The following is an 11885-nucleotide window of genomic DNA, read 5'->3' on the forward strand; positions in this document are numbered from 1 at the left end:
ATGACTTACAAACGCATGATGCCATCGAGGTCTTCGATGGCATCATGCGCGTTCAGGTAGGTGCCAATCAGTCTGTCAGCATTGCACCGACATCGGCCTCGGCGACGACCTTGCCATTTACCTTGGCGTCGCCATGGAACCACCACATCGCCTTTTTCCGGCCGATCAGGTGCAAATGATATTCGATCGTATCGCCAGGCATCACCGGCTTGCGAAACTTGCACTTGTCGATGGTGAGGAAATACACCGCACGCGGCTTCTCGGTGCCTTCGACGGACGAGATGCCGATCACGCCCGCTGTCTGAGCCATGCCTTCGATCATCAACACGCCGGGATAGACCGGGCGATCAGGAAAATGCCCGAGGAATGCCGGCTCGTTGATCGTGACGTTCTTGATACCAATGCCGCTGAAGTCCTTGCGGATGTTGACGACACGATCGATCAGAAGAAACGGATAGCGATGCGGAAGGGTCTTGAGGATGGTGTTGATGTCGACCGTCTCGATGATGATCGGCGATGCGCCATCGCTTGGTAAATCCTGGCTCATTCCCGCCCCTCGTCTTTCGTATCCTGCGTCGTCGCATCCGTTCCCGGCATGCTCTCGCGGGCGAGTTTCTCAACCGCGAGGATCTCGCGGAACCATTGCTTGGTCGGCCGGGCAAAGATGCCACCCCACCGCGCGCGCGGCGGAATGCTGTCTTTCACTCCGGCCATTGCCGCGACCTGCGCGCCATCGCCAATCGTAATGTGATTGTTGAGGCCCACCATGGCGCCCAGCGCGACGTTGTCGCCGATGGTCAGGCTGCCTGCAAGGCCACATTTCGCAGCGATCACACAGTGCCGTCCAATTGTCACATTGTGGCCGATCTGGACCTGATTGTCGATTTTGGTCCCCTCGCCAATCACGGTATCGCGCAGGCTGCCGCGGTCGATGGTGGTGCCGGCGCCGATCTCGACGTCGTTCTGGATCAGGACACGGCCGGTCTGCGGGACCTTGATGTGCTCGTCCCGGCCGAACACGAAGCCAAACCCGTCCTGGCCGAACTTGCAGCCGGGATGAACGAGTACGTTGTTGCCGATCAGTGTGAACTGCAGCGTGCTGCCAGCGCCGATATTGCAGTCGCGTCCGATCTTGACCCCGGCGGCGATCACCGCGCCAGAACCGATGATGGTGCCGGAACCGATCTCCACATCCGGGCCGATCACGGCCAGCGGATCCACCGTAACGTCATCTTCGAGCTGAGCAGTGGGATGGATGACGGCGGATGCGGCGATGCCAGTAATGTCAAAGCCGGAGACCGGACGCAGCGTATCCGCGTGCAGCTCGCGCGCCAATTCCACGAAGGCTGCGAACGGCCGCTTGGCGCGCAGCACCGTTACGTGAGCCGGAATATCGCCCTTGAAGCTCTCGCTCACCAGGCAGGCACCGGCCTTGGTGTGGGTTAGCTGGTCGATGTAGCGGAGATTTTCGAAGAAGGTCAGGTGATGGGGGCCAGCCTCATCGAGCGAGGCTACGCCAGTCACGACCTGGTCGGCCCGCGTCGGGTCGACCAGTCGCGCCTTCGTTGACGCGGCTATTTCAGCCAGCGTCAACGACGGCGATTGCTTGAAGAACGTCGGCAGAACCATTCCACCCGTCGCGGTCCGGCCGGAGATCAAACTCAGAACGAAGTTCCGCCGCCGAACTTGAACTGCTGCACGCGATCATAGGCGCCCTTGGTGATCGGCACTGCGTAATCGAAGCGCAGCGGACCAAACGGCGACTGCCAGATCAGGCCCACACCGACCGACGACCGCACGACATTGCCGTCGTCATAGGTCATGCCAGCGCAGTTACCGACCGAAGTCCGGCTAGCAGCCACACAACCGGCAGCGTTGACTTCGCCAGTCTGAGCCCAGCTCGTCGGTCCCTGATAATCCCAGAGGCCGCCAGCATCGGCATAGACCGCACCCTTGATGCCAACTTCCTTCGGCAGGAACCAGAACGGCATCTGCAATTCAGCCGAAGCGCCCCAATACTTCGTGCCGCCGAGTGCGTCACCGTAGGATCCCAGCGCAACGTAGCTGATGTCACGCGGACCGATACCGTTCTGCGCGAAACCACGCACCAGGTTCGGACCCATCTGGAAGTGATCCAGCATGCGGATGTCTTCGCCGACCTTGTTCAGCATGCCACCCTGGACACGCAGCAAACCAACGATGTCGGCCACAAGCGGGGTGTAATACTTCGCATCGACGGTGGTCTTCAGGTAAGTCACGTCGCCGCCGACGCCAGCGTAGTCCTGCTTGAACTCCAGGAACAGACCGTCGGTCGGGTTCTTGTTGTTGTCGAGGGTGTTGTAGTTCAGCGTGTAGCCGAGCGCCGAGGTCAGCGTCTTGCCGCTGGCCAGTTCGCGGCGAACCGGCAGCGACGACTCGCCATCTGCATAACAGCCCCAGTTGCCGGAACCTGTTTCGGCGAAGCCAAGGCCAAACAACGAATTCAGATAGCCAGGCGTGTTGGTTGCAGTCGGGCTGCCCGGAAGATTGTTACAATTCGCGAGCGTGCTCGGCAGCGAAATCTGCTGCTGATAGATCGAGTAGCGCAGCTGCAGCGCGAGATCTTCACGCAGCTGGAAGCCGAGACGCGGGCTAAAGCCTAGCGTCTTGGTGTTGTACGAAATGTAGCTGTTGGACAGCTGCTCGCGCTGATAGAAATCGAGGCCAAGGGCCACGCGGTAGTCGAGCAGGTAAGGCTCGACGAAGGACAGCGAGTAGCCACGGGCATACTGGCCATACTGGACCGACGCCTTGGCAAACAGGCCACGACCGAGGAAGTTACGTTCCGAGACGCTGACTTCGCCGAGTGCACCGTCGGTGGTCGAGTAACCACCCGAGACCGAGAAGTCGCCGGTGGATTTTTCTTCCAGATCGACAACCAGGATCACGCGATCGCTGGATGAACCAGGCTCGGTCGTCACCTTCACGCTCTTGAAGAAGTCGAGGTTCTTCAGGCGGCGCTCGGCACGATCGACCAGCGCACGATTATAGGCGTCGCCTTCTGCGAGATCGAATTCGCGACGGATGACATAGTCACGGGTACGCGTGTTGCCGCGCACATTGATGCGCTCGATATAGACGCGCGGGCCCTCTTCCACCGTGAAGCCGATGGTGACGGTGTGAGATTCGAAATTGCGATCGCCACGCGGACGCACGACGGCAAAGGCGTAGCCGCGGCGGGACATTTCGATCTGCATTTCCTCGACCGACTTCTCCAGCGCTTCCGCGTTGTAAAGCGAGCCGACGCCAACGCGCGAGAAGCTGCGCAGCGAGTTCGGATCGAACTGCGGAATGGTGGACGAGAAGTCGACCGACGACACGCGGTACTGCTGGCCTTCTTCGATCTTGAAGGTGACCAGGAAGCCCTTCTGGTTCGGGTCGTATTCGGTGAGCGCGGCAACGACCTGAACGTCGGCGAAGCCGTTCTTTAGGTAATAGCGGCGGATCAGGTCGCGATCGGCTTCGATGCGGTCCGGATCATAGATGTCGCCCGAAGCCAGGAAGCTCAGGAGGTTCGATTCACGGGTCTTGATGACGTCCTTGAGGCGGTAGGACGAGTAATAGTTGTTGCCGATGAACTGGATCGACTTCACGCCGGTCTTCGCGCCTTCGTTGATCGTGAAGATCAGGTCGACGCGGTTGTTCGGCTGCTCGATGAATTCCGGAACGACGCTGACGTCATAACGGCCAGAGCGACGATAGATTTCGGAGATGCGCTGCGCGTCTGCCTGCACCATCGGGCGCGACAGCGTCCCGCGCGGCTTCGACTGCACTTCGGCGTTCAGCTGGTCGTCCTTGACCTTCTTGTTACCTTCGAAGGCGACGCGGCCAATGACCGGGTTTTCGACGACGCTGACGACCAGACGGCCACCGGCCTGATTGATCTTCACATCCTGGAACAGGCCGGTCTCGATGAGCGACTTGAGGCCGTCATCAATGGTGCCCTGATCCAATCGGCCGCTCGGGCCGGGACGGAAATAGGAGCGGATGGTCTCCACATCCACGCGACGATTGCCTTCAACAACAATCGAAGCGGCGGTCTGAGCCACGGCAGTCGAAGAAACGAGCGCAGCAGTCGCTGTAACGGCGACCGGCATGGCGACCAAGATCGAAGCAGCAAGAAGGCCGCCTCGGAAACCCCGCAAACCAAAAATCATGCGCAAAGCGCCCTTATCATTCCATCGCCAGCCCGCACCCCTACGGTCTGACAGAATCCCTTTAGTCGCCCAGCTTGTAGCCAATTTTACCTGACTGGCAAACGACCTTTCGCGCTGCAATTCTAATTTCATTCCAAGACGTTGCCCATCGGCCACGTTACCCCCAGCCTCGATCATGACGAAGCCAGGTGAAGAATGTCATTATAGGTCGCAAATACCATCAACATCAGCACTAAACCGAGGCCAATGCGGAAGCCCATCTCTTGTGCGCGCTCCGACAGCGGACGCCCGCGAACGGCTTCGACGACATAGAACAAAAGATGACCGCCATCGAGAAGCGGCACTGGAAACAGGTTGAGAAGGCCGATCGAGATCGACAGAACCGCCGCCAGGTGAATCAGGGCGGTCAGGCCGATTGTCGCCACCTGCCCCGAAATCTGGGCGATTCGCATCGGACCACCGATCTGGTCGGCCGCCTCGCGTCCGGTGAATACACCGCCGATATAGGCGATGGTGCGGTCCACGACGAACCAGGTTTCCTTGACGCCCAGCACGAAAGCGGTCGCCGGATTGACCCGCTCGGTGGTCGCTTCGCCAACCGCTGTCGCGCGGGTAATGCCGAGGACGCCGAGACGATGGACGTTACCGAAGCTGTCTTTGACTTCGCGAAGTTCTGGCGTGCCCTTCAGCTCAACCGTGGCTTCGCCGCGCTTGACGCTGAAGGCCAGTTGCTCGCCAGCCTTGGTGCCGACGATGCGCTGCATGTCGGAGAAGCTGCCAATGACCTTGCCATCGATGGCCTTGATGATGTCGCCCGACTGGAACCCAGCCTTCTCGGCCGCGCTGCCAGCCTGAATGCTGTCGACCTTGGCAGTCGTGCTCGGCTTGCCGAAGAACGTGAACAGACAGGTGAAAATGACGATCGCGAGGATGAAATTGGCGATCGGACCAGCAGCCACGATGGCCGCACGCTGGCCAACCCGCTTGTGGTGGAAGCTGCCCTTGCGCTCATCCGCCGTCATGCCTTCCAGCGCAGCGCTTGAGGGGGTCGAGGCTTCGCTCTCGTCACCGAAGAACTTCACATAACCGCCAAGCGGAATCGCGGAAATCTTCCAGCGCGTGCCATGACGATCGTTGAAGCCGGCCAGTTCGGGACCGAAGCCGAGCGAGAACGTCAGGACCTTAACGCCGTTCCAGCGGGCGACCAGGAAGTGGCCGAGTTCGTGGAAGAACACCACGATCGTCAGGACAAACAGAAAGGGGATGATATAGCCGATAAAGCCGTGGCTTAACGTATTGAAACTATGTTGGAAAAACTCAAGCATCCCGATCCCCTAACGCGAGGCCAAAGGCCCCGTCCCCAATGCTCTAGGATGCCTTTGCGGCAATTTGAGGCAAGAGGGTGGCAGCCATTTTTCTCGCTTTATGGTCAACAGCGATGGCGTCATCCGCCGATGACAACGGCGCCAAATTCCCTGCCCGCACCCATTCATTCATGGTGGCTTCGACCAGCCTTGCAATGGCGCCAAAGCGGATCTTCTGGGCGGTGAAGGCAGCCACGGCGATCTCGTTGGCCGCGTTGTAGACGGTGGTTGCGCCGCTGCCGGTGCGCAGCGCGTCATAGGCCAGCTTCAGGCCAGGGAAGCGCGCGTAATCCGGTGCCTCGAAGGTCAGCGAACCAATCTTGGCGAGATCGAGCGGCGCCGCCCGGCCCGGGATGCGGTCCGGCCAACCCAAGCAATGCGCGATCGGCGTGCGCATGTCGGGCGAACCGAGCTGCGCCATGACAGAATAATCGCGGAACTCGACCATGCCGTGGATGATCGACTGCGGGTGCACCAATACGTCGATCTCGTCCGGCGCCAGTGCGAACAGATAGGACGCCTCGATCACTTCGAGGCCCTTGTTCATCATTGATGCGGAATCGATGGTAATCTTCTGCCCCATCGACCAGTTCGGATGTTTCAGCGCCTGCGCCAGCGTTGCCTGCTCGATATCGGCGGCAGCCCAGGTGCGGAACGGTCCGCCCGAGGCGGTGATGATGACGCGGGTCAGTTCCTCGCGGCTGCCGGAGGCCAGCGCCTGGAACAGCGCATTGTGCTCGCTGTCCGCCGGCAGGATGCAGGCGCCCGCCTTGGCGGCGCGATCCATGAAGAAATCGCCGGCGCAAACGAGGCATTCCTTGTTGGCCAGTGCGACGGTTGCACCGCGATCAACGGCGGCGAGCGCAGGCTTCAAGCCGGCGGCGCCCGACACGGCGGCCATCAGCCAGTCGGCCGGCCGCTCGGCGGCCTCGACGATGGCGCTATCCCCTGCCCCGCTGGCGATGCCGGTGCCGGCGAGTGCCGCGCGGAGTTCGTCCAGCTTGGATTCATCAGCGACGGCCACAAAGCGCGCGTTGAATTCCTTGGCCAGCTTGACCACGCCTTCGACGTTGCCGTTAGCCGTCAAAGCCTCCACCTGGTACCGCTCGGGCGAGGCTCGTAGCAAATCCATGGTGCTGTCGCCGATCGAACCGGTCGCACCGAGGACAGTGATGCTGCGCAGACTGGACGCGGCGGGCTTGTTATTTCGCAGGGGAACAGCGCTCATCAAATCACCAAACCATAAGACCGCGGCCGACGCCATCTGCGCCGCCGCGTAAAAGACCGATCACCGCGGCAGCAACCACCGCGAATACATAGCCGTCGAGGCGATCCAGCAGACCGCCATGGCCAGGAATGATCTGGCCGGAATTCTTGACGCCGAATTTGCGCTTCACTGCGGACTCGAAGAGATCACCAAGTTGCGACAGCACCGTCAGCACGGTTGCGATCATGAGCAGCGGCAGCAGGCTGCCAAAACCATCCATGGCAAAACCGGCAGCCACAGCGAGGCTGAGAACAAAACCGCCGATAGCGCCGGCCCATGTCTTCTTCGGACTGACGCGCGGCCACAGTTTCGGGCCGCCGATGCCGCGCCCGGCGAAATAGCCGCCGATATCGGTCATCCAGACCACCAACAGAATGAACATCAGGGCCGAGAAGCCCCAGACGGGATCGAGGCGCACGACAATGGACGCCGCAAACGCAGCCAAGGCATAGACGACGCCGAGCCCAATCCAGCCGACATGATTGCCGACAATGGCCCGCCATTCCAGGAAGAGACCAACCGACACCAGCGTCACGAGGCCGAACCACAGCCAGCCACCGGTATAGGCGGCGAGAATCGCGACGGGGATCAGTACCAGCGCGGCCAGAACACGCATCAGCAGATTGCGCAGCCCCCGGTCATCCGCCTGCTTCGGCGTACTGTCGTTCTGGGTCACGCCGGTCACGAACCGGTTTTCGCGGCGAGACCACCGAAGCGCCGCTCGCGGCGGGCATATTCGGCAATGGCGCTTTCCAGCGCGGCCTTGTCGAAATCCGGCCAGTGGATCGGCACGAAGACGAACTCGCTATAGGCGGCCTGCCACATCAGGAAGTTCGATAGCCGCTGTTCACCCGACGTGCGAATGATCAGATCGGGATCCGGAATATCAGGCGCGTCGAGATACTGGCCGAGCGTATCGACATTGATGCTTTCGGGCGTCCGCTTGCCCTCGGCGACCTCGCGCGCAAGGCGCTGCGCTGCCGTGGCGATCTCGTGCCGCGAGCCGTAGTTGAAGGCGACCACGAGATTGAGCTGGGTGTTGCCCCGCGTCAGGTCCTCGGCCTCTTTCAGCAATGACGCGATATCGGAATCGAGGCCCTGGCGCTCTCCGATCACGCGGACCCGCACGCCGTCGCGATGCAGCGTGGCAAGGTCGTTGCGGATAAAGCGACGCAGCAGGCCGAACAGATCGCTGATCTCGGATGCGGGTCGCGACCAGTTCTCGGAGCTGAACGAGAAGATTGTCAGATATTGGATGCCGAGTTCGTTGGATGCCCGCACCACACGGCGAAGTGCCTCGACGCCGCGGCGATGGCCCTCGGCGCGCGGAAGCCCCCGCGCTGCAGCCCAGCGCCCATTGCCGTCCATGATGATCGCGACATGCAAAGGCGTGGATCGGTCCGATCCATCATTTGCGGGCGCGGCGGCATTCGACATCGATTAAAATCCCCAGCCTATGGTCCGGCACATATGTGACCAATTTGCGGACCATACGCTTTTCAACAGCTTAAAAGCGGCTTCTGACGCTTAAACCGTCATGATTTCCTTTTCCTTAGCCGCCAGCAACTGATCGATTTCAGCGATTATGCTGTCCGTGACCTTCTGCACTTCGGTATCGTGGCGCTTCTGGTCGTCCTCGGAAATCTCGTGAGCCTTCTCGAGCTTCTTGATGATGTCGAGACCGTCGCGGCGGACGTGGCGCACGGCGACCTTGGCTGCCTCGGCATATTTATGCGCGACCTTCACGAGTTCCTTGCGGCGCTCGGTGTTCAATTCGGGAATGCGTAGCCGCAGAATCTGGCCTTCGGTTGCCGGACTAAGGCCGAGATTGGAATCGACGATCGCCTTTTCCACCGCCTTGACCATCGACTTGTCCCAAACCTGCACCGACAGCAGGCGCGGCTCGGGAACGCTGACGGTCGCAACCTGGTTCAGCGGCATGTGGCTGCCATAAGCTTCCACCTGGACCGGCTCCAGCATCGAGGCTGCCGCACGTCCGGTGCGCAAGCCGCCAAGCTCATGCTTCAGCGACTGGGTCGAGCCCTGCATACGGCGCTTGAGGTCGTTGATGTCGAATGGGGCCATGGTGGCCATGCAGCTCTCCCTTGTATCCTGCTGGTGCGAAGCGGGTATGGCGCTCCGAACCCGTCTAAAATCAGCCCGCGACGATGGTGCCGCGGCCAGTACCAGTCAAAATGGCGCCGATCGAACCCGGTTCGGCGATCGAGAACACGATGATAGGCAGCGAGGTCTCGCGGGCAAGCGCGAAAGCCGTCGCATCCATGACTTTGTAGTTCCCCTCCACGGCCTGCGAATGGCTGAGACGCTCGAAGCGCGTCGCGTTCGGATCCTTCTTTGGATCGGCGCTGTAGACGCCGTCCACATTGGTCGCCTTCAGCACAGCCGATGCGCCGATCTCGGCAGCGCGCAACACTGCGGTCGTGTCGGTGGTGAAGAACGGATTGCCGGTACCGCCGGCCAGCAGCACGATCCGGCCCTCGGACAGGTATTTGTGTGCGGCAGCACGTGTGAAGAGTTCGCAGACCTGCGGCATCACCATCGCCGACAGCGTGCGGGCCGGCACGGCGTGGCGCTCGATCGCAGCTTCCAGTGCCAGGCAGTTCATAACGGTAGCGAGCATGCCCATGCTATCGCCGGTCGGGCGCGACACACCACGCGAGGAGACTTCGACGCCGCGAAAGATATTGCCGCCGCCGACGACGACTGCGACTTCGACACCAAGTTTCTGGGCTGCAATGAGATCGACGGCGATGCGGTCGATAGTCGGCTGATCGATACCGAATGACTGGCCTCCGGCGAAAGACTCACCCGAGACCTTGATCACGACGCGACGATAGAGCGGCTCACCCATGATGCGATCGCTTCCTTTCGAGGCGGCAGCTCCCGGCGTAGATCGCCGGGAGGTCTTCCAATTCGTCTTACTTCTGGCCGCTGGCGGCGGCAACTTCGGCAGCGAAGTCCGAAGTCTGCTTCTCGATGCCTTCGCCGAGCGCGTAGCGCACGAAGCCAGTGAGCTTGATCGGCGCGCCGACCTTGCCTTCGGCTTCCTTGACGGCCTGCGCCACCGACTTACCGGTGTCGTGGATGAAGGCCTGATCCAGCAGGCAGACTTCCTTGTAATAGGTCTTCAGGCCGTTCTCGACGATCTTCTCGATCATCGCATCCGGCTTGCCCTGCTGGCGATACTTGTCCGCCATCACTTCCTTCTCGCGAGCAACGACGGCCGGATCGAGGCCGGCCGAGTCCAGCGCCTGCGGGTTGGCAGCAGCGACATGCATCGCGATCTGTTTACCGAGGGTCGCGAGCTCGTCAGCCTTGCCGGTGGATTCCAGCGCGACGATGATGCCCATCTTGCCGAGACCTTCGATCACGGCGTTATGCACGTAGCTCGACACGACGCCGGCCGAGACTTCCAGCGTCGCGGCGCGGCGCAGGGTCATGTTTTCGCCGATGGTGGCGATAGCTTCCGTGATCGCGGTCTCGACAGTGACGTCGCCAACCTTGTGCGCCTTGATGGCCTCAACGTCGGAGCCGACCTTGAGCGCGACCTGAGCGATCATCTTGACCAGGCCCTGGAACTGATCGTTGCGCGCGACGAAGTCGGTCTCGGAATTGACTTCGACCACGACGCCCTTGTTGCCGGCAGTGAGAACGCCGATCAGGCCTTCAGCCGCAACGCGGTCGGCCTTCTTGGCGGCCTTGGACAGGCCCTTCGCGCGCAGCCAGTCGATTGACGCCTGCATGTCGCCGTCATTGGCAGCCAGTGCGTTCTTGCAATCCATCATGCCGACGCCGGTGGTTTCGCGGAGGTCCTTGACCATCGCTGCAGTAATCGTTGCCATCGTTGAACCCTTTGCCTGTCAGGGCGCCTGCGAGCCAGCCGGTGCTGGTCAGTCGCGTTACGCCGCAGGAACTATCATCGAGAGAAGTGTAGAGATGGAAAGTGCGGCCGGGATGACGGCCGCACAAGAGTTTCTTGGCTGTCGCATCGGCATGATTTTGTCCGGAACCGGGACACCGGTTCCGGGATCACGCCTGCGCGTTACTCGGCTTCCGCCGTCAGACCCTTGGCCTGGGCGACCCAGCCGTCGGCACGGGCCGGAAGTCCAACTTCTTCGCCAATCTTGTGGGCGGTGTCGTGATCGAGTTCGGCCAGCTGCCAGTAGTGGAAGATGCCGAGGTCGTTGAACTTCTTCTCGATCGCACCGGACACGCCGGTGAGCTTCTTGAGATCGTCGGCGGTGCCGCGCGGACCGGCCAGGCCCTGGAAGCCTGCTTCCGGAGCCGGGATGGCCTCAGCCACCGGGGCAGCCGATGCACCGATATCGAAGCCCGAGTCGCCCTGGGCGCGCGAGATGCCGTCGATGACAGCGCGTGCGATCAGGTCGCAATACAGCGACAGCGCACGACCGGCGTCGTCGTTGCCCGGGACCACATAGGTGATGCCCTTCGGATCCGAGTTGGTGTCGACGATTGCCGCGACAGGGATACCCAGACGCTGGGCTTCCTGGATCGCGATGTCTTCCTTGTTGGTGTCGATCACGAAGATCAGGTCGGGCAGACCGCCCATGTCCTTGATGCCGCCCAGCGAGCGATCGAGCTTGTCGCGCTCGCGCTGCAGCGTCAGACGCTCCTTCTTGGTGTAGGCCGACGCATCGCCGGAGTTCAGCACTTCGTCCAGGTGACGCAGACGCTTGATCGAACCGGAGATGGTCTTCCAGTTGGTCAGCGTGCCGCCGAGCCAGCGCGAATTGACGAAGTACATCGCCGAACGCTTCGCAGCTTCGGCAACGACGTCCTGCGCCTGGCGCTTGGTGCCGACGAACAGGATGCGGCCGCCCTTGGCGACGGTGTCGCTCACAGCCTTCAGCGCGGTGTGCAGCAACGGCACGGTCTGCGCGAGATCGATGATGTGGATGTTGTTGCGTGCGCCGAAGATGTAATTCGCCATCTTCGGATTCCAGCGGTGCGACTGGTGGCCAAAGTGGACGCCAGCTTCGAGCAGTTGACGCATAGAAAATTCGGGTAGTGCCATAG

11 protein-coding genes are annotated in these 11885 nt (G+C 61.3%); all 11 read right to left on the reverse strand.

The annotated features are described in order from the left end of the window. Positions 1–67: 67 nt before the first annotated feature. Positions 68–547 (reverse strand): 3-hydroxyacyl-ACP dehydratase FabZ, encoded by a 480-nt coding sequence (gene fabZ / locus LPB73_RS12990; RefSeq protein ID WP_068730861.1) that lies wholly within the window; start codon positions 545–547, stop codon positions 68–70. Further along, positions 544–1629, reverse strand: a complete 1086-nt coding sequence (gene lpxD, locus LPB73_RS12995; RefSeq protein WP_184516184.1) for a UDP-3-O-(3-hydroxymyristoyl)glucosamine N-acyltransferase — start codon at positions 1627–1629, stop codon at positions 544–546. The genes fabZ and lpxD overlap by 4 nt, the downstream gene beginning before the upstream one ends. 32 nt (positions 1630–1661) lie before the next feature. Then, positions 1662–4196: an outer membrane protein assembly factor BamA gene (bamA, locus tag LPB73_RS13000; RefSeq protein ID WP_120290003.1), complete on the reverse strand. Its 2535-nt coding sequence runs from the start codon at positions 4194–4196 to the stop codon at positions 1662–1664. 173 nt (positions 4197–4369) lie between these two features. Continuing rightward, the gene (gene rseP, locus LPB73_RS13005) at positions 4370–5521 is read right to left on the reverse strand and encodes an RIP metalloprotease RseP (RefSeq protein ID WP_184516181.1); all 1152 of its coding nucleotides are present in this window, start codon (positions 5519–5521) and stop codon (positions 4370–4372) included. A gap of 43 nt (positions 5522–5564) precedes the next feature. After that, a complete protein-coding gene (gene dxr / locus LPB73_RS13010; protein ID WP_093758765.1) occupies positions 5565–6788 on the reverse strand; it encodes a 1-deoxy-D-xylulose-5-phosphate reductoisomerase in 1224 nt (407 codons plus the stop codon). Positions 6789–6792: 4 nt separating this feature from the next. Beyond that, positions 6793–7503 carry a phosphatidate cytidylyltransferase gene (locus LPB73_RS13015; protein ID WP_231081147.1) on the reverse strand — a complete coding sequence of 237 codons (711 nt, stop codon included), beginning with the start codon at positions 7501–7503 and terminating at the stop codon, positions 6793–6795. A 5-nt stretch (positions 7504–7508) separates the two neighbouring features. Then, positions 7509–8264, reverse strand: a complete 756-nt coding sequence (locus LPB73_RS13020) for an isoprenyl transferase (RefSeq protein ID WP_068730865.1) — start codon at positions 8262–8264, stop codon at positions 7509–7511. Between the two features lie 90 nt (positions 8265–8354). Next, positions 8355–8912 (reverse strand): ribosome recycling factor, encoded by a 558-nt coding sequence (gene frr, locus LPB73_RS13025; protein ID WP_374725665.1) that lies wholly within the window; start codon positions 8910–8912, stop codon positions 8355–8357. Between the two features lie 70 nt (positions 8913–8982). Continuing rightward, entirely contained in the window at positions 8983–9699 is a 717-nt protein-coding gene (gene pyrH / locus LPB73_RS13030) for a UMP kinase (protein WP_068730867.1), read from the reverse strand. Between the two features lie 67 nt (positions 9700–9766). Beyond that, the gene (gene tsf / locus LPB73_RS13035) at positions 9767–10690 is read right to left on the reverse strand and encodes a translation elongation factor Ts (protein ID WP_184516176.1); all 924 of its coding nucleotides are present in this window, start codon (positions 10688–10690) and stop codon (positions 9767–9769) included. Positions 10691–10890: 200 nt separating this feature from the next. Further along, complete coding sequence (locus LPB73_RS13040; protein ID WP_068730869.1) at positions 10891–11883, reverse strand: 30S ribosomal protein S2; 993 nt, start codon at positions 11881–11883, stop codon at positions 10891–10893. Positions 11884–11885 lie beyond the last annotated feature (2 nt).

Source organism: Tardiphaga sp. 37S4, from assembly GCF_021044645.1.
GTDB classification, from domain to species: Bacteria; Pseudomonadota; Alphaproteobacteria; order Rhizobiales; family Xanthobacteraceae; genus Tardiphaga; species Tardiphaga robiniae.

Coding starts and splice junctions, on each gene's coding strand:
- pyrH (WP_068730867.1), bottom strand. CDS start 9,699: ATGGGTGAGCCGCTCTATCGTCGCGTCGTGATCAAGGTCTCGGGTGAG.
- rseP (WP_184516181.1), bottom strand. CDS start 5,521: ATGCTTGAGTTTTTCCAACATAGTTTCAATACGTTAAGCCACGGCTTT.
- bamA (WP_120290003.1), bottom strand. CDS start 4,196: ATGATTTTTGGTTTGCGGGGTTTCCGAGGCGGCCTTCTTGCTGCTTCG.
- LPB73_RS13020 (WP_068730865.1), bottom strand. CDS start 8,264: ATGTCGAATGCCGCCGCGCCCGCAAATGATGGATCGGACCGATCCACG.
- LPB73_RS13040 (WP_068730869.1), bottom strand. CDS start 11,883: ATGGCACTACCCGAATTTTCTATGCGTCAACTGCTCGAAGCTGGCGTC.
- fabZ (WP_068730861.1), bottom strand. CDS start 547: ATGAGCCAGGATTTACCAAGCGATGGCGCATCGCCGATCATCATCGAG.
- lpxD (WP_184516184.1), bottom strand. CDS start 1,629: ATGGTTCTGCCGACGTTCTTCAAGCAATCGCCGTCGTTGACGCTGGCT.
- tsf (WP_184516176.1), bottom strand. CDS start 10,690: ATGGCAACGATTACTGCAGCGATGGTCAAGGACCTCCGCGAAACCACC.
- dxr (WP_093758765.1), bottom strand. CDS start 6,788: ATGAGCGCTGTTCCCCTGCGAAATAACAAGCCCGCCGCGTCCAGTCTG.
- frr (WP_374725665.1), bottom strand. CDS start 8,912: ATGGCCCCATTCGACATCAACGACCTCAAGCGCCGTATGCAGGGCTCG.